This is a genomic window from Stenotrophomonas sp., from assembly GCF_032056425.1.
Taxonomy (GTDB): Bacteria; Pseudomonadota; Gammaproteobacteria; order Xanthomonadales; family Xanthomonadaceae; genus Stenotrophomonas.
Genome location: NZ_DAMBCN010000004.1, coordinates 122,866 through 141,921, shown reverse-complemented (window position 1 = coordinate 141,921; position 19,056 = coordinate 122,866). Strand labels below are relative to the sequence as shown.

Below are 19,056 nucleotides of genomic sequence, written 5' to 3'. Positions count from 1 at the left end.
GCTTCGGTACTGGGGCGGTGAGGACGGCCATTATCGGCCATCGGGTGGGTCAGGCTGAACCGCGCGCTCAGGCAACCAGCGCGCGGGTGGTGTCAACGTACTGCTGCAGGCGCTGGCGGGCACTGCCATCGGCAATCGCGGCACGGGCACGGGCCAGGCCGTCGCCGATGTCGCTGGCCACGCCAGCCACGTACAGCGCGGCACCGGCATTGAGCGCCACGATGTTCAGCGCCGGGCCCGGCGTGTTGTCGAGCACCGCGCGCAGCATCTGGATCGACTGCTCCGGGCTGTCCACGCGCAGATTGCGGCTGGCCGACATGGCGATGCCGAAGTCTTCCGGGTGGATCTCGTACTCGCGCACCTTGCCGTCGCGCAGCTCGCCCACCAGGGTGCCGGCGCCCAGCGAGATCTCGTCCATGTTGTCGCGGCCCCAGACCACCATCGCGCGCTCGGTGCCCAGTTCGCGCAGCACGCGCGCCTGGATGCCCACTAAATCAGGATGGAACACGCCCATCAGCACCGACGGTGCGCTGGCCGGGTTGGTCAGCGGGCCGAGGATGTTGAAGATGGTGCGCACGCCCATCTCGCGGCGGACCGGCGCGACGACCTTCATCGACGGATGGTGGATCGGCGCGAACATGAAGCCGATGCCGGTCTGCTCGATCGCCGCGGCCACCTGCGCCGGCTGCAGTTCGATGGCCGCGCCCAGCGCTTCCACCGCATCGGCGCTGCCGGACTTGGACGATACGCTGCGGTTGCCGTGCTTGGCCACGCGCGCCCCCGCGGCCGCAGCCACGAACATCGCGCAGGTGGAGATGTTGAACGTATGCGAGCCATCGCCACCGGTGCCGACGATATCCACCAGGTGGGTGGTATCGGCCACCGGCACCGCCAGCGCGAATTCGCGCATGACGGTAGCGGCGGCGGCGATCTCGTCGATGGTTTCCTTTTTCACCCGCAGGCCGGTGAGGATGGCGGCGGTCATCATCGGCGACACATCGCCGCGCATGATCTGCCGCATCAGGTCGACCATTTCGTCGAAGAAGATTTCGCGGTGTTCAATGGTGCGTTGCAGGGCTTCCTGGGGGGAGAAGCTCATCGGAATGCTCCTTGGATCAGGCCGCCGGGCGCTGCAGGAAATTGCGCAGCAGGGCGTGGCCGTGTTCGGTGAGGATGGATTCGGGGTGGAACTGCACGCCTTCCACCGGGAACTGGCGGTGGCGCAGGCCCATGATCTCTTCGATCGAGCCGTCCTCGTTCTCGGTCCAGGCGGTCACTTCCAGCGCGTCGGGCAGGCTGTGCTTGTCCACCACCAGCGAGTGGTACCGGGTGGCCTGGTAACGGTCCGGCAGGCCGGCGAACACACCCTTGCCTTCATGGCGGATGGGCGAGGTCTTGCCGTGCATGATGTTGCCGGCGCGGATGACCGTACCGCCGTAGACCTGGCCGATGCTCTGGTGGCCCAGGCAGACGCCGAGGATGGGCGTGGTCGGGCCCAGGCGCTGGATCAGCTCCAGCGACACGCCCGCCTCGTTGGGCGTGCACGGGCCGGGCGAGATGACGATTCGCTCGGGCTTCTGCGCGGCGATCTCGTCCACGCTCATCGCATCGTTGCGCACCACCTTCACCTCGGCGCCCAGCGTCTGCAGGTACTGCACGAGGTTGTAGGTGAAGCTGTCGTAGTTGTCGATCATCCACAACATGGTCAGGTTCCGTCGCTTATCAGGAAAATGGCGTACACGTTTTCGGTGTAGGTAATGGGGCCGGCTTGCACCGACTCGCCCAAGCGGGAGCCCGTGGCCTCGATGCTGTTCTGCGGCGCGGGCGGCGCAGGCGGCGTGACCATGTCGTCAGCGCGAGGCCAATTGCCCGCCTGCACGCCGTAGGCAAAGCTCGGCGCCACATCGGAAATGCTGTACAGGCCGCGCACGCGCGTTCCATAGGCCTTGGCCAGGCCCTGCGCGGACTCGCGGGTCTGGGCTGCCGCCTCGCCCTTGAGTTCGCGGCGCAGCGCCACTTCACCCGAGTAGGTCGGGGCCATGCTGCTGACCTGTACGTTCTCGTTGGCCTTCAGCGCACCCAGCACGTCCTGCATCGCCTTCACGCTGGCGAAGCTGGCACGCAGCTGGCGCGACACGCGGGTGCCGATGAAGACCTGGCGGCTCTGCTCATAGCGCGTTGCCGGGCCGATGCGCAGGTTGTCCGCGCGCACGCTGCCGTCCACCGCCTTGTGCTGCTTGAACAGCGCCAGTGCGCGCGCCACGTTGTCCTGCACGCGACGGCGCGCCGCATCGGCGTCCATGTCGGTCTCTTCGATGTTCAACTGCAGGCCGAAGCGGTCGGGCATCACCGTGCGGGTGCCCTGCCCCTTCACCAGCAGATGCGGCTGCGAGGGAATGGTGTTGGCCTGCGCCCATGCAGACGGGGCCATCGTGGCCAGCAGCGACGACCACAACAATGCGCTCAGCAGCTTCATGCGGTACTCCTTGTCGTGAGCGGGAACAGCGGAAGGTGCCGCGGCGCGGGCCACGGCACGGGAAGGCTTACAGGCCCTTGGCGGCCTGGGCGACGGCGCGGAACAGCGCGCGGCCCTTGTTCATCGTCTCGTCCCATTCTTTGTCCGGGTCCGAGTCGTAGACGATGCCGGCGCCGGCCTGCACGTACAGGCGGCCATCCTTGATGACCGCGGTGCGGATGGCGATGGCGGTATCGGCATCGCCGTGCCAGCCGATGTAGCCGATGCTGCCGGCGTAGACATTGCGCTTGATCGGCTCCAGCTCGCGGATCACTTCCAGCGCGCGGATCTTCGGCGCACCGCTGACCGTGCCGGCCGGGAACGTGGCACGCAGCACGTCGGCGTAGCTCAGGCCTGGCTGCAGCTGCCCGGTCACTTCGCTGACGATGTGCATGACGTGGCTGTAGCGCTCGATCACGAACTGCTCGCCTACTTCCACGGTGCCGGCCTTGGACACGCGGCCGGCATCGTTGCGGCCGAGGTCGATCAGCATCAGGTGCTCGGCGCGCTCCTTCGGATCGGCCAGCAGCTCGGCTTCCAGCGCCTGGTCCAGCTCGGGCGTGGCGCCACGCGGGCGGGTGCCGGCGATCGGGCGCACTGTCACTTCACCATCCTGCAAGCGCACCAGGATTTCCGGCGACGAGCCGACCACCTGCAGGTCGCCGACATCGAGGAAATACATGTACGGCGACGGGTTCAGTGCACGCAGCGCGCGGTACACATCCACCGGGCGCGCCTTGAACGGCACGCTCAGGCGCTGGCTCAGCACCACCTGGAAGATGTCGCCGGCGCGGATGTATTCCTTGCTGCGCTGGACCGCATCGACGAAGCCTTCGCGGGTGAAGCCGGAGATGAAATCGGATTCGTCCAGCACATCGCTGGTCAGCGGCGCGGGATAGCCCGCACCCGGCGCACGCAGCTTGGCGGTCAGCGCATCCAGGCGGGCCTGGGCCTGGTCGAACGCACCCTCGACCCGCGGGTCGGCATGCACGATCAGGTACAGGCGGCCCTTGAGGTTGTCGAACACCGCCAGTTCGTTGGAATCCAGCAGCAGGATGTCCGGCGTGCCCAGCTCGTCGCGGCCGGCCGGCGGCGCCAGGCGCGGCTCGATGTAGCCGATGCACTCGAAGCCGAACCAGCCGACCAGGCCACCGGTGAAGCCTGGCAGGCCGTCCAGCTTCGGCACCGAGTGGGCGCTGCGCAGCGCCTCGACCTCGGCGAAGGGATCGGCCACTTCGCGGGTTTCCATCACCTGGCCGTCTTCACGCACGGTCAGGGTGTGGCCGTGGAAGGCGTACACGCGACGTGCCGGCAGGCCGATGATCGAGAAACGACCAAAGCGCTCGCCGCCTTCGACGGATTCAAACAGGTAGGTATTGGGGCCGTCGGCGAGCTTCAGATAGACCGAAAGCGGCGTGTCCAGGTCGGACAGCACTTCACGGACGACGGGGATATGGGTGTGGCCTTCAGCGGCCTGCTGCTGAAACTGAGCGAGCGAATTCAAGACGACTTTCCTTCCGGGACACAGCGTTATGGGGGCGGACGACGGCAACGGGCCACCATCGCCACCAACGGCGTGCGGAAGAAAGGGTATGCGGGGTCGTCAGGCTGGACACCCAATGACTGTAACGCAGCTTCGCCGGGAGGGAAACCCCGCCCTCGCTACCCCATGCGTCGCGCCTGCTCCTGCGACTCCTGCACCTGCTGCTGGGCCAGCCCGGTGTCCAGGGCGGCGGCGCGGCCGGCGTTGAGGGCGTCGACCTGGGCGGTGCTCACGGCCAGCGGCTGGGCCATCCCCTGCGCCACCTCGACATGGGCATGGCGGCGCTGCGGGGCGTTGAGATCGGCGGTGTCGACGGCAAACGCGCGCGCGCGGTCGTCGCTGAGGACCACATGGGAGATGGTCTCCAGCCCTTCACGCTTGGCCTCGGCCGCCAGCGCGCCGGCCAGCTGGTCGCTCTGCAGGTCGGGCACCCGGTTGTGGGCGCGGTCCAGGGCGTGGACGCCGGCCTGGGCGCCGAGGAACAGTGGATTGCCGGCGTGGGCAGGATGATCGATGCCGATCGACTGTGTCCCGGGCTCCGTGGTGCGGCCAGCCTGCCGGCCGTCAGCGGCAGGCACGATGCTGGGCTGCTGCTCGATCAGCGTGCGCGCGGCGGCTTCCTGCTTGATCAGCGCGGCGTCCAGGCTGGGAATGACGGTCGGGTCCATGCCATGGCGGGCCGTCGCCTCGCTGAAAGCCGCCCCGATGCCGCGCACCACGCGTGCGGACTGGTCCAGGTTGTGCAGCTTCACGATGTCCTGCGGCAGATTACCGGTGGGCAGGTGCGTGGCGGCCGCTGTGCCGAGGCCTACGGTTGCACCGCCCACGGTGGCCAGCGTAACCGGCGCCGTGGCCGTGATGCCTTTCACGTGGGACGCCATGAAGTCATAGCCGCGATCCACATGCGCGCCCGCCGTGGCAAACCCGTTCTGCAGCTTGCCCGCCACCCATTGCCCATCGTGGTTGATGGCGGCGGCCACGCGTTCACCCGTCGCGCGCACGCCCGCAGCGTCGGCATGGGCCTGCGTTTTCGCGTGCTGGGCATGTTGCTCACCCTGGTCGCGAACGGCCTCGGCCTGCCTGGTCAGCTTGTCGGCCACCTTGTCCATGCCGATGTGGCCAGCCACCCACGACAGGGCGGACAAGCCACCGGCACCGGCCTGCGAGTGCACCCGGTGTGCGGTGGCTTCGATGCTGCCGGTCAGTTCGCGCCCGGAAGCGATCACCGTGCTGGCCGCGCGTGTGCTCACCTGCAGATTGACCGAGCCCATGTTCACCACCTGACCGATGGCCATGCCCTCGGTTTTCAGCACGTGCTCGACGCCATCGCCGGTTCTGTCCAGTACATGGGCTACGGCGGCGCCTGCCTTCTCGACCTGCTCACCCGCCCGACGGCCGATGTGCATGCCGGCGGCGGTGGAATGCAGCACGGTGGATATCGGGCCGGCGAGCTCCGCCACCTGGCTGGGTGCCGCAGTATGCGCACGGTCAACCAGCACGCCCTGCGCATCGCGCGTCTTGGCCTCGAGCAGCAGCTCGAGGCGCCCTGCCGCAAGCGGAATATCGCGCAGCGCCTGCTGACCCGGTTGGGTCGCCAGCTGTTCGATGAACTGTGCTGCAGAGGTCTGCGCGCCCGGCGGCAGCATTTCGCGCAGCTTCTCGCCGACGACCTTCTGCATAGCCGGGTCCTTCAGCACCATGCCCAGCTCGTTGGCCAGCAAGCCGTAGCCGCGGCGCTGCTGCTCGCTGAGCCGCTGCATGCCGTTCTGCACATCGTTCAGCACTTCACCGGTGGTCTGGTAGGTGTGCACCGTCTGCTGCGTATCGAACGTCGGCAGGCCGTTGTCCTTGGCGTACCGCGACGGGGTTGCCGGATGCAGGCCAGCGGCGTTGAAGGTGGTGGCGCGTGCGCCGGTGACGGCGGAAGCAGCGGAGGCCATGCCGCCGCCGAGAGAATGGCCGGCTATTTCGAAGTTGTTGCCGATGCGATCGTTCAAGAGTGTCGCCAACGACATCGCGCGATCATAGTAGTCGCTGCGCATGCCGATGCCCTGCTGGCCATTGTTGAGAAAATCCTCGCTGCCGGACTCACGCCTTCCGTTGGGAGCCAACGGGTCAAGAATCTCGCCCATGGATCCTTTGTAGACCACGACGGGCTTGGCATCCTCGCCGAAGACACGCTTGTCGGGAATGTAGATTTCAGCACGGAACCCCGACTCAGGTGGCTGCAGCATCTTCCGGATGGCGTCGTCCGTCAGATCGATCCCCGCTGCGCGCAATGCGGCTGGATCAGTGCTTGCACGGGTCCATCCTGCCGGTGGCTCACCGGAGTGCCGGGCTGATTGATACACGTCGGAGGCAAGCCCAGACATCTCCCGTGCGTGGTACGTCTCCTGCAGACGGTCTGCCTGCTTGTCGTTGCCACTTGCTCGCAGTTGGCCCACCAGTTCGCGCTGCTCCTGGATTTCGCGTGCGCGCGCCTCGATGTCGTGATCCGTCATGACACACTCCATTCACATTGCGGGCGGGACTACCCCGACAGTTATCGATTATCAGAACCGTTTGCTAATGTCACGCATCAAGCTGAGTCTGCGAACCCGATATGCCCATTCATGCAGTTGAAAATGTGAGGAAATTCCTACTTTTCTCAGTATGCTCTGCGCTACTGATGTTGAGCGGGTGCGCGCTGTCATCAAGCCACGGGGCAGAACAGTATTTTGAGGGCAAGGATCTCGAACTGGCAGTAGCAAGTGAAACTGGTGATTCGGATGCGATCCGTCGACTGATGAAAGACGAAGGTGTAGATCCGGATAAAGTTTTCGCACGCGATGCTGGAATCCCCCTGCTGGCTTGGCCGCTCCGCGCGCGAAATCTCGACGGATTACAGGCGCTGCTGGACAATGGTGCCGACCCGAACGCACGCGCCTACAAGACGGTTGACGGGCACAGGCTTGGCTACAACAACGCCATGGTCTACGCAGCCAAGATGGACGACCCCCGGTTTCTCGAGCTTCTACTGAAGCACGGAGGCGATCCCAACACGCGCAACTCTGCCAGCGAGACCCTCTTGTTCCAGGCGTTCGTTGCGGGAAATCAGTGGGAAAACGTCAAACTTCTGGTCGAGAACGGCGCTGACGTCAACGAGCAGAATCGAGGCAGTGCCGACACCGTCATCAGCTGGTATACAACCCGCGGTGCGTTTGATCATGCCTACTGGCTCCTGGAGCATGGCGCTGATCCAACTGCAGTGCTCACGTCCTCAATCGGCGAACCTGAACGGATGATTGTTGCCGAACACATTTACTGGGGCATCACTACGCCCGACCTGCTTCGTTGGCAGAAAAAATGCCAACAATGGCTGATGGCTCGGAACATACCACGCCCGCCCATGCCCAAAGGCATTCGGGACAAGCGGGAGGCTTTTGGCTTCCCGACCAAGGAAGAAGACATACCGCTGCTGTAAGGAGATCTGACATGGAGTGTCATCCGCTTCGCCTCACCGCTTCATTCCTGCTCCTGGCCGCAGCGCTCGCTCTACTGTCTGCGTGTTCGCCCCAGTCGAAATATGGTGCCGACCAGTACTTCGAGGGCAATGCACTCGCATTGGCGATTGCAAGCGAACAAGGGGACGGCGAGGCGATGACTCGTTTGATGAAAGACGAAGGTGTAGATCCCGACAAGGCCTTCGCGCGCGACGCCGGAATCCCCTTGGTGGCCTGGCCGCTCCGGGCGAAGAATCTGCAGGGACTTCAGCTGCTCCTGGAAAATGGTGCAGATCCAAACGCACGCTACGTCAGAAAAATGAATGGGCAAGAGATCCATTTCAACAACGCCGTGGTGTATGCGGCAAAGATGGACGACCCCCGCTTCCTCGATGCTTTGCTCAAGCACGGAGGAGATCCGAACACACGCAACTCCAACCATGAAACGCTGATGTGTCAGGCATTCATCAGCGGCAACCAGTGGAAGAATGTCCAGCTTCTGGTTGAAAACGGGGCCCGCGTCAACGAACCAAACCTAGGCAACAACGACACCGTTCTCAGCCTCTACACAGGCAGAGGCGGGTTCGATTACGCCTACTGGTTGCTGGAACATGGAGCCGACCCCACAATTTCTCTGCCCCCCCTCGAAGGAACCACCCAATCACCCCGACAGGTGATGGTCGAGGACATCTATTGGGAAATCACGACTCCGGACAACCTGCCCTGGCAGAAGAAGTGCCAGCAATGGCTGGCTGACCGCAACATCCCTCGCCCGCCGATGCCCGAACACATCCGCAGGAAACGCGAGGCCTTCAAGTTTCCGAGCAGGGAAGAAGACATCCCCCTGCTGTAGCCCGCGGCTCAACTGCCGGTAAACAGCTCGCAATGCGCCGGCAGGTGCATGCGCACCCGGGCCGGCACGCAGTCGATGCGGAAGCGACGGGCCTGCACTGGCTCACCGTCCAGGTTCAAGGTCAGCGCCTGCGGGGCCTCGATCTGCACCCACGGCAACTGCGCGCGCGTTGCCACGCGCTCCAGCGCGGCTTCCTTGCCACCGGTCAGCATCTGGCCGATCGTGGCAGCCACCTCGCCTTCCAGTTCGGGCACCACGGTCACGTCCAGCAGTCCATCATCGATCAGTGCCTGCGGGCACAGCTGCTGGCCGCCACCGGCCTGGCGGCCGTTGCCGATGCCCAGGGCGATGAAGCCGCCTTCCCATTCGAAATCCGGGCCGGTCAGGCGCGCGGTGATCGGCTCGATGCGGCCCAGCTTGGCGATGCCGGTGATGACGTAGGCCAGCCCGCCCAGCATCTTTTTCAGGCCTGCATCGGTTTCCACCGTCACCTGGGTGCCGAAGCCACCGCTGGCCAGGTTGGCGCACCACCAGTGCTTGCCATCGGCGTCCACGCGCAGCAGGTCCACAGCGCGCGCGGGGGCCTGCCCGATCAATGCAAAGGCCTGCTGGGGTTCGGTGGGAATGCCGGCGGAGGTGGCGAAATCATTGGCCGTGCCCATCGGCACCAGCGCCAGCGAGGGCAGCGCGTCGGCCGGTTCATCGCGATGGGCCAGGGTTTCGGCCACGGCGCTGAGCGTGCCATCACCGCCCGCCGCCACGATCACGTCCACGCCATGGTCGATGGCTTCGGCCACGTAACGCTCGGCGTCGCCCTCTTCCCAGGTCACCCGCACTTCCAGCTGCACGCCCTGCTGCCGCCAGTGGCCGACGGCACTGCGCAGGTCGTCGTCGCCTGCGGATTTGCCGTTGAGGATCAGGCGCCAGCGCGGGGTGGTCATGCAGTGCTTCCGGGAGGGGGGTGGCACAGGCTAGCAACGCCGCGTTTGCCCGCGGTGAATGTCATTCAGGTGTCATCGACGGCCCGGAGAATGGAAGGCCATAGCAGGGACGATGGATGGAGGCAGGATCAGCCTCCCACGCATGCAGCGAAGCCGCGCCGGGGATTGGCGCGGCTTTTTTTTCGCGCGCGGGCAGTGCGAACCAAGGTTCGCACCCGCCGGGTTGGATTTCGTGCGAACCAAGGTTCGCACCTACCAGAGGCCTCAACCGTTGGCGAAATCGTGCAGCGCCTGGCCCTGCAGCCGGTACACGGTCCACTCGTCCTGCGGCTTGGCGCCGGCGGCGGTGTAGAACGCGATGGCCGCGGTGTTCCAGTCCAGCACCGACCATTCGAAGCGACCGCAGCCCTCGGCCACGGCCTGGCGCGCGATGTACTTCAGCAGTGCCTTGCCGGCACCACCGCCGCGCTTTTCCGGGCTGATGTACAGGTCTTCCAGGTAGATGCCCTTGCGGCCCAGCCAGGTGGAATAGTTGTAGAAGTACACCGCATAGCCGATGGCTTCACCATCGGCCTCGCAGATCAGCGCGCGGGTACTGGCATCGGCGCCGAACAGGCTCTCGGCAATGCCGATTTCATCGGTCTGCACCGCGTGCTCGGCCTTCTCGTAGATGGCCAGTTCGCGGATGAAGCGCAGGATCAGGCCGGCGTCGGCCACGGTGGCCGCGCGGATGGTCAACACGGCCGCCGTGCCCATGGCTCAGCCCCGCGCCGCAGCGACGTTCGCGCGCATCTGCGCGATCACGTCCTGGTAGCTGGTCTTGGCGCTGAAGATGGCCGAACCGGCAACGAAGGTGTCGGCACCGGCGGCAGCGATCGCGCCGATGTTGTCGGCCTTCACGCCACCGTCGATCTCCAGGCGGATGTCCTTGCCGCTGGCATCGATCTTCTGGCGCACCACGCGCAGCTTGTCCAGCGCAGACGGAATGAAGGCCTGGCCACCGAAACCCGGGTTGACCGACATCAGCAGCACCAGGTCCAGGTCGTCCAGCACCCAGTCCAGGATGTCCACCGGGGTGGCCGGGTTCAGCACGATGCCCGGCTTGCAGCCCAGCGAGCGGATCAGCTGGATGGTGCGGTGCGGGTGGCGGCTGGCCTCCGGGTGGAAGCTGATGTAGGTGGCACCGGCCTCGGCGAAGTCCGGAATGATGCGGTCCACCGGCTCGACCATCAGGTGCACGTCGATCGGCGCGGTCACGCCGTGCTTGCGCAGCGCCTGGCAGACCATCGGGCCGATGGTCAGGTTCGGCACGTAGTGGTTGTCCATCACATCGAAATGGACCCAGTCCGCACCGGCGGCCAGGACGTTGTCCACTTCCTCGCCCAGGCGGGCGAAATCGGCGGACAGGATGGACGGGGCGATGAGGCAGTTGGACATGGCCGGGGCCTTGGGCACGAGGGGAAAAGGGTTCAGCGCTTGCGCAGGGTCTTGATGCGGTCGTAGGCAGCATTGATGCGCCGCGACTTCTGTTCGGCCTGCTGCTGCAGCTCGGGGGCCGCGCCGCCAAGCTTGTCGGGGTGGTACTGGGAAATCAGCTTGCGGTAGGCGCGCTCGATCTCGGCGTCGGTGGCCTCGGAGGTCAGCCCCAGCTCCCGGTACGGGTTTTCCTTGTTCAGCCGGAACCAGTCGCTGTCGAAGGCGTGGCCCAGCAGCAGGCCCACCACCGCCCCGAACAGCGGATTGGGCCGGAACAGCAGGGCCCCGGCGATGAATCCGAGCAGTTTTCCGTACCAGCGCATGGCGTTCCGGGGGTGACCGACGAAATGGACCATCATTTTACGTCACAGCGGGCCCGGACCGCTTTACACTAGGCCGCCCGCTGGTCAGCGGGCCCGCCGGGTCCGTTGGGCAGCCGTATCGACAAAGCCCCAGGAGTGCCCGTGCCGACCACGCTGTTGCAATCCGATCTCCCCGGCCTGCCCTTGCGCCATCGCGGCAAGGTGCGTGATGTGTTCGATATCCCGCGCGAGCGGCTGCCGGCAGGGACCCCGCCGGGCGACTACCTGCTGATGGTGGCCACCGATCGCCTGTCGGCGTTCGACGTGGTGCTGCCCGACCCGATTCCGGGCAAGGGCGAGATGCTCTGCCAGGTGTCCAATTTCTGGTTCGCCAAGACCGCGCACCTGATGCCCAACCACCTGACCGGCATCAATGTGGCCAGCGTGCTGCCCGAGGGCGTGGACCCGGCCCTGTATGCCAAGCGCGCGGTGGTGACCCGCAAGCTGAAGCCGGTGCCGGTGGAAGCGATCGCCCGCGGCTACCTGATCGGCAGCGGCTGGAAGGACTACCAGCGCACCGGCAAGGTGAGCGGCATCGACCTGCCCGACGGCCTGCGCCAGGCCGAGCAGCTGCCCGAGCCGATCTTCACCCCGTCCACCAAGGCCGCCGTGGGCGACCACGACGAGAACATCGATTTCGATGCGATGGTCAAGCAGGTGGGTGCGGACCTGGCCGAGCGCGTGCGCGACGCCACCCTGCGCATCTACAAGTTCGCCGCCGATTACGCCCGCGAACGCGGCATCATCCTGGCCGATACCAAGTTCGAGTTCGGTACCGATGCCGATGGCCGTCTGTACATCATGGACGAGATGCTGACCCCGGATTCTTCGCGTTACTGGCCGGCGGACGAGTACGAAGTGGGCACCAGCCCGCCGAGCTACGACAAGCAGTTCGTGCGCGATTACCTGGAGACGCTGGACTGGGGCAAGACCGCCCCGGGCCCGACCATTCCGGCCGAGATCATCGAGCGCACCCGCGCCAAGTACGCCGAGGCGCTGCAGCGCCTGGCCGGCATCAGCGTCGATTGATGCCCCTGCGCCCCCGGCCACAACGGCTGGGGGCCTTCTTGAGGCCAGGCACGGCGTGGCGCTACTGTGGGCGTGGCGGGAGTATGCTGGCCGCATGCAGACCACCACCCAGCTCGCACGCCCCGTCGATCGCTACTTCGCCAGCTATTCAGACGACCACCGCAACATCATCAACCAGCGCATCCACGTGGTGGCGGTGCCGGCGATCCTGTGGTCGGTGGTGGCCCTGCTGTGGTGCGTGCCGCCGCTGATCACCTGGTTCCAGTACGGCATCTGGGCGGCGTTTGCGATGTTCAGCGCCTGGTGCTTCTACAACAAGCTGTCGCGCCCGCTGGGCATCGGCATGCTCATCCAGTTCTTCGTATTCGGCTGCCTGTGCCGCCTGCTGGAGGCAGAGATCGGCCTGAACAGCCTGCGCTGGCTGGCCGTGGGCGTGTTCGTGGTGGCCTGGGTGGCGCAGTTCATCGGCCACAAGTTCGAGGGCCGCAAGCCCAGCTTCCTGACCGACCTGACCTACCTGCTGATCGGCCCGGCTTGGGTGATGGCCAAGCTGTACCGCAAACTGGACTGGCGCTACTGAGCGCCGCGCGGCTTTCCTGAACGGGGCCGCGCGCTCACTGCGGCTGTACGCCGTGCCTGCCACGCTGCAGCGCAGGCCGTGGCTGACCCCATCCGTTGCCGACCCACCTGAACCCGCAGCCCCTGTGGTGCAGGGCCTGCGCCCTTCCGTGCGCGGGCGTAGGGGCCGATTCGGCAAAGCCCCCACACGTACCCGGCAAGGCCGCAAACGCCCCATATTGCGCTGCAAAAAACATGAATACCGCACGTTACATGCTGTTTGTCGCCGTTACATGGGTTTCGGCGACATTTGACTGACTGTTAGACTCACTGACCTGCTCGTGAATCATGGATTCCCTGCATGCTCCCCAGCCTGCCCCTGCTGCTGGCCCTGCCGTTCCTGATGGCAGCGGCCGTTGCCGCCTTCCCCCGTAGTTCGCGCACCACTGCTGCCAGGCTGGCGGCGCTGGCGCCGTTGGGCGGGCTGGCCATTCTTGGCTGGCTGACCCCAGCGGTGATGGATGGCCAGGTGGTGCGCAGCGTGGTGCCCTGGCTGCCGCAGATCGGGCTGGATTTCGCCCTGCGCCTGGATGGGCTGGCCTGGATGTTCGCCGGCATGGTGCTGGGCATCGGCGCATTGGTGGTGCTGTACGCACGCTACTACCTGAGCAGCCAGGACAACGCCCACCGCTTCTACTGTTACCTGCTGCTGTTCATGGGCGCCATGCTGGGCATGGTGATCTCCGGCAACCTGCTGCTGCTGATGATCTTCTGGGAAATGACCAGCATCAGCTCGTTCCTGCTGATCGGTTTCTGGTCGCACCGGCAGGATGCCCGCGAGGGCGCGCGCATGGCGCTGGTGATCACCGGTGGCGGTGGCCTGGCCCTGCTCGGTGGCGTGCTGCTGATCGGCCGCATCGTCGGCAGTTTCGACCTGGACGTGGTGCTGGCCGCCGGCGAGCAGATCCGCGCCAGTGCGCTGTATCCCTACGCGCTGTTCCTGGTGCTGGCCGGCATCTTCACCAAGAGCGCGCAGTTCCCGTTCCATTTCTGGCTGCCGCATGCGATGGCCGCGCCCACCCCGGTATCGGCCTACCTGCATTCGGCCACCATGGTGAAGGCAGGCGTGTTCCTGCTGGCGCGCCTGCATCCGGCGCTGGCCGGCAGCGATCTGTTCTTCTACACGGTCAGTGGTATTGGTGCGCTCACCCTGCTGATCGGCGCCTGGAACGCGATCTTCCAGCACGACCTGAAGGGCCTGCTGGCCTATTCGACCATTTCCCACCTGGGCCTGATCACCCTGCTGTTCGGCCTGTCCACGCCGATGGCGGTGGTGGCCGGCGTGTTCCACATCCTCAACCACGCCACGTTCAAGGCGTCGTTGTTCATGGCCGCCGGCATCATCGACCACGAGACCGGCACCCGCGACATGCGCCGCCTGGGCGGCCTGCGCAGGTTGATGCCGTTCACCAGCGCACTGGCCATCATCGCCTCGCTGGCGATGGCCGGTATTCCGCTGCTCAATGGTTTCCTGTCCAAGGAAATGCTGTTTGCCGAGGCGCTTACCGCCGGTGGCCCGGGCACCATGCGCATGGCGGTGTCTATCGCCGCGCTGCTGGCCGGTGTGTTCGGCGTGGCCTACAGCCTGCGCTTCGTGCACGACACCTTCTTCGGCGATGGCCCGCACGACCTGGACCACGTGCCGCATGAGCCGCCGCGCTGGATGAAGGTGCCGGTGGAGATTCTGGTGGTGATCTGCGTGGCGGTGGGCATTGCCCCGGCGCTGACCATCGCCCCGGTGCTGCATGCCGGTGCGGCCGCCATCCTGGGCCCGGCCATGCCCGACTACAGCCTGTCGGTGTGGCATGGCTTCAACCTGCCACTGGCGATGAGCGCGGTGGGCGTGGTGGGCGGCGTGGCGCTGTACTTCGGCCTGCGCAAGCTGATCAACCTGCACGGCGTGCAGAACACCAGCACCGGCCGCAACGTGTTCCATGCGCAGCTCGATGCCATTTCCGCGCTGGCCATGCGCCTGACCAACGGCATTGCCAACGGCAGCCTGCAGCGCATGCTGCTGGGCCTGGTGCTGGTGGCGGTGGTGGTGGGTGCGGCGCCGTTCGTGGCCAACCCGGGCTCGCCCAACTGGACCCGACCGCAACCCATTCCGCTGCTGGGCTGGGCGCTGTGGCTGGTGATGATGGGCTGTGCGGTGGCCACCCTGCGCATCTACAAGCAGCGCCTGCTGGCGGTGCTGCTGGTGGGCGGCGTGGGCCTGATGGTCGCGCTGACCTTCGTGTTCCTGTCCGCCCCCGATCTGGCCCTGACCCAGCTGCTGGTGGAAATGGTGACCCTGGTGCTGATGCTGCTGGGCATGAACTACCTGCCCGCGCAGTCCGGCCCGGAGCGGCCGCGCTGGCGCAAGCGCCGCGATGCGGTGATTGCCATCATCGCCGGCGCCGGCCTGGGTGCGCTGGCCTACACCGCCATGACCCTGCCGCCGAACACCATGGCCGGGGAAATGCTGGCGCGCTCGCTGCCCGAGGCCTATGGGCAGAACGTGGTGAACGTGATCCTGGTGGACTTCCGCGGCTTCGATACCTTCGGCGAGATCACCGTGTTCGGCATCGCCGCGCTGGTGGTGCACGCCCTGCTGCGGCGTACCCGCATGGCGCCGGAACAGATCATGCCCGGCCCGCCGATCAAGCTGCCGGTGCCGGCCGACCTGGCCCAGATCATGTTCCCGCTGACCCTGACGGTGTCGATCTTCCTGTTCCTGCGCGGCCACAACGCGCCCGGCGGCGGCTTCATTGCTGGCCTGGTGCTGGCGGTGCCGCTGCTGATCCAGTACGTGATCCAGGGTTCGGCATCGGTGGAATCGCGCTTCGGCTTCGACTACATCCGCTGCATCGGTGCCGGCCTGCTGATCGCCCTGCTCAGCGGCAGCGCCTCGATGCTGTTCGGCGTGCCGTTCCTGACCAGTGGCCATATCGACCTGCACCTGCCGCTGATCGGCGAGGTGCCGCTGGCCAGCGCGATTGGTTTTGATATCGGTGTGTACCTGGTGGTGTTCGGCGGCGCCATGCTGATGCTGTCGATGATGGGCACGATCAAGCCCTCGCGCACCCGCACTGCGCGCAAGGGCGAGATCGATCTGCAACGCCGTTCGGCCCTGACCGGGGAGATGCACTGATGGAACTGGCCCTGGCCACCGCGATCGGCGTACTGACCGCCATCGGTATCTACCTGCTGCTGCGTGCGCGCAGCTTCGATGTGATCCTGGGCATGACCTTCCTGTCCTACGCCACCAACCTGCTGATCTTCGCCGGTGGCCGCGTGGTGCAGGGCAAGGCGCCGGTGCTGCAGGAAGGCATGGACAGCCACCTGGGCAACTACACCGACCCGCTGCCGCAGGCGCTGGTGCTGACTGCCATCGTGATCGCCTTTGCGATGACGGCCGTCAGCATCGTGCTGGCCATGCGCAGCCGCAGCGACAACCACAGTGACCACGTGGACGCCCACGAACCGGACAACGACGCACCGCCGCGCCGGGGCGAGGACCAGGCATGAACCATCTGGTGATCCTGCCGATCCTGGTACCGCTGCTGGGTGCGGCGCTTTCGCTGTTCGTCGAACACCGCCGCTATGGCCCGAAGGTGCAGCGCGCGGTGGCCTGGACCGCACTGGGCGCGCTCGCGCTGGTGGTGGGCCTGCTGATTGCCGCTACCGCCGGCGGTGACATCCAGGTCTATCTGCTGGGCGACTGGCCGGCGCGGCTGGGCATTGCGCTGGTGGCCGACCGCCTGGCGGCGTGGATGCTGCTGACCACCCTGCTGCTGGCCATTCCCTGCCTGCTGCATGCGTGCTCGGGCTGGGACCGGCGCGCACCGCACTTCCATGCGCTGTTCCAGTTCCAGCTGGTGGGCCTGAACGGTGCCTTCCTGACCGGCGATATCTTCAACCTGTTCGTGTTCTTCGAGGTGATGCTGATCGCCTCCTACGGTCTGCTGCTCAGTGGCGGCCGCGGCCTGCGCATGCGCATCGGCCTGCATTACGTCGTGTTCAACGTTACCGCCTCCACCCTGTTCCTGATTGCCCTGGGCCTGCTGTACGCCTCGCTGGGCTCGCTGAACATGGCCGAGCTGTCGCAGCGCATCGCGCAGGTGCCGCCGGCGCAGCTGACCCTGGTGAAGGCCACCATGGGCCTGTTGCTGCTGGTGTTCTGCGCCAAGGCCGCGCTGATGCCGCTGTACCTGTGGCTGCCCGAGGCCTATTCGCGCGCGCCGGCCGCGGTGGCGGCCCTGTTTGCGATCATGACCAAGGTCGGCCTGTACGCGGTGCTGCGCATCCAGATGCTGTGGTTCGGTGAGGATGCCGGCGCGATGGCCGGCTACGGCCGCGACTGGCTGCTGTGGGCCGGCGTGGCCACGCTGGTGCTGGGTGGTCTGGGCGCACTGGCCGCCACCCGCCTGCGCGTGCTGATTTCCTATCTGGTGATCGTCTCGGCGGCCACCTTGTTCATCGCCTTCGCGGTGGGCACGCCGAAGGTGCTGTCCGCCGGCCTGTACTACCTGCCGCACAGCAGCTTCGTGGCCGCGGCGCTGTTCCTGGTGGCCGACCTGATCCGGCGCCGCCGCGGCGGTGCCAGCGACCGCAAGGAAGTGGTGGCGCCGATGCCGGGCAAGGAAACGCCGGCGGTGCTGTTCCTGATCGGCGCGGTGTCGGTGGCCGGCCTGCCGCCGCTGTCCGGCTTCCTGGCCAAGGCCGCACTGCTGGCCGGCATACCGGCGCAGTACACCGGCGTGGTGTGGACGGCGGTGCTGGTCAGCAGCCTGCTGGTCATCATGGGCCTGACCCGCGGTGGCATCCGCCTGTTCTGGCGCGTGCCGGCACCGGACCCGGCGCTGCCGCCGCCGCGCAAGGCGCCGCTGCGCCGCGTCGAGCTGTATGCCGCTTGCCTGCTGCTGGCCTATGGCATCGGCATGACCCTGGGCGCTGCCCCGCTGATGCGCCACACCGATGCCATCGCCGCGCAGCTGCTGCAGCCGGGCGAGTACGTGCAGCAACTGCGTGCGACCACGCCGGAGATCCGCCAGCCATGAACGCACAGCGCTCGTTGTTCCGCCGCATCATCCCCTCGCCCGCCCTGAGCATCATGGTGGTGGCGTTCTGGGTGCTGATGTCCGACAGCTTCACCCTGGGCCAGATCGTGCTGGGCCTGGTGCTGGGCGTGGTGGTACCGCTGTTCGCCGCGCGCCTGGACCGCGAATTCGCCCGCATCGGCACGCTGCGGCCGGTGCCCAGGCTGCTGTTCGTCACCCTGTGGGACATCCTGGTGTCCAACATCCGGGTGGCGATCCAGGTGCTGGGGCCTGAGAAGAACATCCACCCCGGTTTCATCTGGTTGCCGCTGGACATCGCCAACATCCACGGCATCGCCGCGCTGACCAGCATGATCACCTTGACCCCCGGCACGGTGTCGGCCGCCTTGAGCGACGACCGCCGCTTCCTGCTGGTGCACGTGCTGCACCTGGACGACCCGCAGGAGCTGATCGACACGATCAAGCGCCGTTACGAAGCCCCGTTGATGGAGATCTTCCCATGACTGGATTCCAGATCATCCAGACCACGCTTGTGGTATGCATGCACGTAGTCGGCCTGGCCATGCTGCTGGCCACCTGGCGCCTGCTGCGCGGGCCCACCGTGCCCGACCGCATCCTGGCGCTGGACACCCTGTCGGTGACGGCGATTGCCGAGCTGATGCTGTTCGGCATGTACCTGAACTCGGCCATCTACTTCGAGGCAGCGCTGGTGATTGCGATGCTGGGCTTTGGCAGCACCGTGGTACTGAGCAAATTCGTGCTGCGGCGGGACATCGTCGAATGATCACCTTCATCCAGATCGCGCTGTCGGTGCTGCTGCTGTTCGGCTGCTTCTTCATCCTGGTGGGCGCGTTGGGGCTGGTGAAGCTGTCCACGTTCTTCAAGCGCCTGCATGCCCCGACCAAGGCCAGCACACTGGGCGTGGGCTGCGTGCTGGTGTGTTCGGTGTGCTACCACATCTTCCTGGGCCAGGACCCGCAGCCGCGCGAGCTGCTGATTACCGTGTTCCTGTTCATCACCGCACCGATCAGCGCGCACCTGATGGCCAAGGCCGCGCTGTCGCTGCTGATGGAAACCCGCCCCAGCCTGCCCGGCAACGAGCGCGCCGCCGAAGAGCAGTTGCCGCCGCCGGAACCGGAGCGGGAAGAGGAAACCAGCGCGCGTTGAGGGTGGGTGCGGTGGGTGCCGACCGTTGGTC

General features: G+C 66.2%; 19 protein-coding genes. 10 read left to right on the top strand and 9 right to left on the bottom strand.

Annotated elements, in window-relative coordinates; genetic code table 11:
* Window positions 1-67: 67 nt before the first annotated feature.
* The 5 genes from trpD to RTY46_RS04895 all read right to left on the bottom strand — a co-directional run bounded on the left by trpD (window position 68) and on the right by RTY46_RS04895 (window position 6,559).
* Window positions 68-1,099, bottom strand: a complete 1,032-nt coding sequence (trpD, locus tag RTY46_RS04915; protein WP_312706948.1) for an anthranilate phosphoribosyltransferase — start codon at window positions 1,097-1,099, stop codon at window positions 68-70.
* Window positions 1,100-1,115: 16 nt separating this feature from the next.
* Window positions 1,116-1,703: an aminodeoxychorismate/anthranilate synthase component II gene (locus tag RTY46_RS04910; protein WP_312706946.1), complete on the bottom strand. Its 588-nt coding sequence runs from the start codon at window positions 1,701-1,703 to the stop codon at window positions 1,116-1,118.
* Between the two features lie 2 nt (window positions 1,704-1,705).
* Window positions 1,706-2,476 carry an SIMPL domain-containing protein gene (locus RTY46_RS04905; protein ID WP_312706945.1) on the bottom strand — a complete coding sequence of 257 codons (771 nt, stop codon included), beginning with the start codon at window positions 2,474-2,476 and terminating at the stop codon, window positions 1,706-1,708.
* A gap of 67 nt (window positions 2,477-2,543) precedes the next feature.
* Complete coding sequence (gene trpE / locus RTY46_RS04900) at window positions 2,544-4,019, bottom strand: anthranilate synthase component I (RefSeq protein WP_312706944.1); 1,476 nt, start codon at window positions 4,017-4,019, stop codon at window positions 2,544-2,546.
* 158 nt (window positions 4,020-4,177) lie between these two features.
* Window positions 4,178-6,559, bottom strand: coding sequence for an XVIPCD domain-containing protein (locus tag RTY46_RS04895; RefSeq protein ID WP_312706943.1), 2,382 nt, complete (start codon window positions 6,557-6,559; stop codon window positions 4,178-4,180).
* Between the two features lie 101 nt (window positions 6,560-6,660).
* On the opposite strand from RTY46_RS04895, the gene RTY46_RS04890 reads away from it, so the two are divergent.
* Both RTY46_RS04890 and RTY46_RS04885 read left to right on the top strand, forming a co-directional pair.
* Window positions 6,661-7,521 carry an ankyrin repeat domain-containing protein gene (locus RTY46_RS04890; protein WP_312706942.1) on the top strand — a complete coding sequence of 287 codons (861 nt, stop codon included), beginning with the start codon at window positions 6,661-6,663 and terminating at the stop codon, window positions 7,519-7,521.
* An 11-nt stretch (window positions 7,522-7,532) separates the two neighbouring features.
* Window positions 7,533-8,393, top strand: a complete 861-nt coding sequence (locus RTY46_RS04885; protein ID WP_312706941.1) for an ankyrin repeat domain-containing protein — start codon at window positions 7,533-7,535, stop codon at window positions 8,391-8,393.
* Between the two features lie 8 nt (window positions 8,394-8,401).
* Here the strand turns inward: RTY46_RS04885 and yegS are convergent, their stop codons facing one another.
* The 4 genes from yegS to RTY46_RS04865 all read right to left on the bottom strand — a co-directional run bounded on the left by yegS (window position 8,402) and on the right by RTY46_RS04865 (window position 11,133).
* Entirely contained in the window at window positions 8,402-9,334 is a 933-nt protein-coding gene (gene yegS, locus RTY46_RS04880; protein ID WP_312706939.1) for a lipid kinase YegS, read from the bottom strand.
* A 264-nt stretch (window positions 9,335-9,598) separates the two neighbouring features.
* Window positions 9,599-10,090, bottom strand: a complete 492-nt coding sequence (locus RTY46_RS04875; RefSeq protein ID WP_312706938.1) for a GNAT family N-acetyltransferase — start codon at window positions 10,088-10,090, stop codon at window positions 9,599-9,601.
* 3 nt (window positions 10,091-10,093) lie between these two features.
* Window positions 10,094-10,771 carry a ribulose-phosphate 3-epimerase gene (gene rpe / locus RTY46_RS04870; protein WP_312706937.1) on the bottom strand — a complete coding sequence of 226 codons (678 nt, stop codon included), beginning with the start codon at window positions 10,769-10,771 and terminating at the stop codon, window positions 10,094-10,096.
* Window positions 10,772-10,803: 32 nt separating this feature from the next.
* Window positions 10,804-11,133 (bottom strand): DnaJ domain-containing protein, encoded by a 330-nt coding sequence (locus RTY46_RS04865; protein ID WP_107232903.1) that lies wholly within the window; start codon window positions 11,131-11,133, stop codon window positions 10,804-10,806.
* Window positions 11,134-11,274: 141 nt separating this feature from the next.
* Here RTY46_RS04865 and RTY46_RS04860 point away from each other — a divergent pair, with 141 nt between their 5' ends.
* The 8 genes from RTY46_RS04860 to RTY46_RS04825 all read left to right on the top strand — a co-directional run bounded on the left by RTY46_RS04860 (window position 11,275) and on the right by RTY46_RS04825 (window position 19,025).
* Complete coding sequence (locus RTY46_RS04860; RefSeq protein ID WP_312706936.1) at window positions 11,275-12,201, top strand: phosphoribosylaminoimidazolesuccinocarboxamide synthase; 927 nt, start codon at window positions 11,275-11,277, stop codon at window positions 12,199-12,201.
* Between the two features lie 94 nt (window positions 12,202-12,295).
* On the top strand, window positions 12,296-12,781 hold the full coding sequence (locus tag RTY46_RS04855; protein ID WP_312706935.1) for an Mpo1-like protein: 486 nt from the start codon (window positions 12,296-12,298) through the stop codon (window positions 12,779-12,781).
* A gap of 339 nt (window positions 12,782-13,120) precedes the next feature.
* Entirely contained in the window at window positions 13,121-15,949 is a 2,829-nt protein-coding gene (locus RTY46_RS04850) for a monovalent cation/H+ antiporter subunit A (RefSeq protein WP_312706934.1), read from the top strand.
* Window positions 15,949-16,326 (top strand): Na+/H+ antiporter subunit C, encoded by a 378-nt coding sequence (locus tag RTY46_RS04845; RefSeq protein WP_312706933.1) that lies wholly within the window; start codon window positions 15,949-15,951, stop codon window positions 16,324-16,326. Before RTY46_RS04850 ends, RTY46_RS04845 begins: the two co-directional genes overlap by 1 nt.
* On the top strand, window positions 16,323-17,858 hold the full coding sequence (locus RTY46_RS04840; RefSeq protein WP_312706932.1) for a monovalent cation/H+ antiporter subunit D: 1,536 nt from the start codon (window positions 16,323-16,325) through the stop codon (window positions 17,856-17,858). The genes RTY46_RS04845 and RTY46_RS04840 overlap by 4 nt, the downstream gene beginning before the upstream one ends.
* The gene (locus tag RTY46_RS04835) at window positions 17,855-18,361 is read left to right on the top strand and encodes a Na+/H+ antiporter subunit E (protein WP_312706931.1); all 507 of its coding nucleotides are present in this window, start codon (window positions 17,855-17,857) and stop codon (window positions 18,359-18,361) included. Before RTY46_RS04840 ends, RTY46_RS04835 begins: the two co-directional genes overlap by 4 nt.
* Window positions 18,358-18,642, top strand: coding sequence for a K+/H+ antiporter subunit F (locus tag RTY46_RS04830; RefSeq protein ID WP_006399171.1), 285 nt, complete (start codon window positions 18,358-18,360; stop codon window positions 18,640-18,642). Before RTY46_RS04835 ends, RTY46_RS04830 begins: the two co-directional genes overlap by 4 nt.
* Window positions 18,639-19,025, top strand: a complete 387-nt coding sequence (locus RTY46_RS04825) for a Na+/H+ antiporter subunit G (protein WP_108754402.1) — start codon at window positions 18,639-18,641, stop codon at window positions 19,023-19,025. Before RTY46_RS04830 ends, RTY46_RS04825 begins: the two co-directional genes overlap by 4 nt.
* The last annotated feature ends 31 nt before the right edge of the window (window positions 19,026-19,056 follow it).

Coding starts and splice junctions, on each gene's coding strand:
- trpD (WP_312706948.1), bottom strand. CDS start 1,099: ATGAGCTTCTCCCCCCAGGAAGCCCTGCAACGCACCATTGAACACCGC.
- RTY46_RS04910 (WP_312706946.1), bottom strand. CDS start 1,703: ATGTTGTGGATGATCGACAACTACGACAGCTTCACCTACAACCTCGTG.
- RTY46_RS04905 (WP_312706945.1), bottom strand. CDS start 2,476: ATGAAGCTGCTGAGCGCATTGTTGTGGTCGTCGCTGCTGGCCACGATG.
- RTY46_RS04895 (WP_312706943.1), bottom strand. CDS start 6,559: ATGACGGATCACGACATCGAGGCGCGCGCACGCGAAATCCAGGAGCAG.
- RTY46_RS04890 (WP_312706942.1), top strand. CDS start 6,661: ATGCCCATTCATGCAGTTGAAAATGTGAGGAAATTCCTACTTTTCTCA.
- RTY46_RS04885 (WP_312706941.1), top strand. CDS start 7,533: ATGGAGTGTCATCCGCTTCGCCTCACCGCTTCATTCCTGCTCCTGGCC.
- yegS (WP_312706939.1), bottom strand. CDS start 9,334: ATGACCACCCCGCGCTGGCGCCTGATCCTCAACGGCAAATCCGCAGGC.
- RTY46_RS04875 (WP_312706938.1), bottom strand. CDS start 10,090: ATGGGCACGGCGGCCGTGTTGACCATCCGCGCGGCCACCGTGGCCGAC.
- rpe (WP_312706937.1), bottom strand. CDS start 10,771: ATGTCCAACTGCCTCATCGCCCCGTCCATCCTGTCCGCCGATTTCGCC.
- RTY46_RS04865 (WP_107232903.1), bottom strand. CDS start 11,133: ATGCGCTGGTACGGAAAACTGCTCGGATTCATCGCCGGGGCCCTGCTG.
- RTY46_RS04855 (WP_312706935.1), top strand. CDS start 12,296: ATGCAGACCACCACCCAGCTCGCACGCCCCGTCGATCGCTACTTCGCC.
- RTY46_RS04850 (WP_312706934.1), top strand. CDS start 13,121: ATGCTCCCCAGCCTGCCCCTGCTGCTGGCCCTGCCGTTCCTGATGGCA.
- RTY46_RS04845 (WP_312706933.1), top strand. CDS start 15,949: ATGGAACTGGCCCTGGCCACCGCGATCGGCGTACTGACCGCCATCGGT.
- RTY46_RS04840 (WP_312706932.1), top strand. CDS start 16,323: ATGAACCATCTGGTGATCCTGCCGATCCTGGTACCGCTGCTGGGTGCG.
- RTY46_RS04835 (WP_312706931.1), top strand. CDS start 17,855: ATGAACGCACAGCGCTCGTTGTTCCGCCGCATCATCCCCTCGCCCGCC.
- RTY46_RS04830 (WP_006399171.1), top strand. CDS start 18,358: ATGACTGGATTCCAGATCATCCAGACCACGCTTGTGGTATGCATGCAC.
- RTY46_RS04825 (WP_108754402.1), top strand. CDS start 18,639: ATGATCACCTTCATCCAGATCGCGCTGTCGGTGCTGCTGCTGTTCGGC.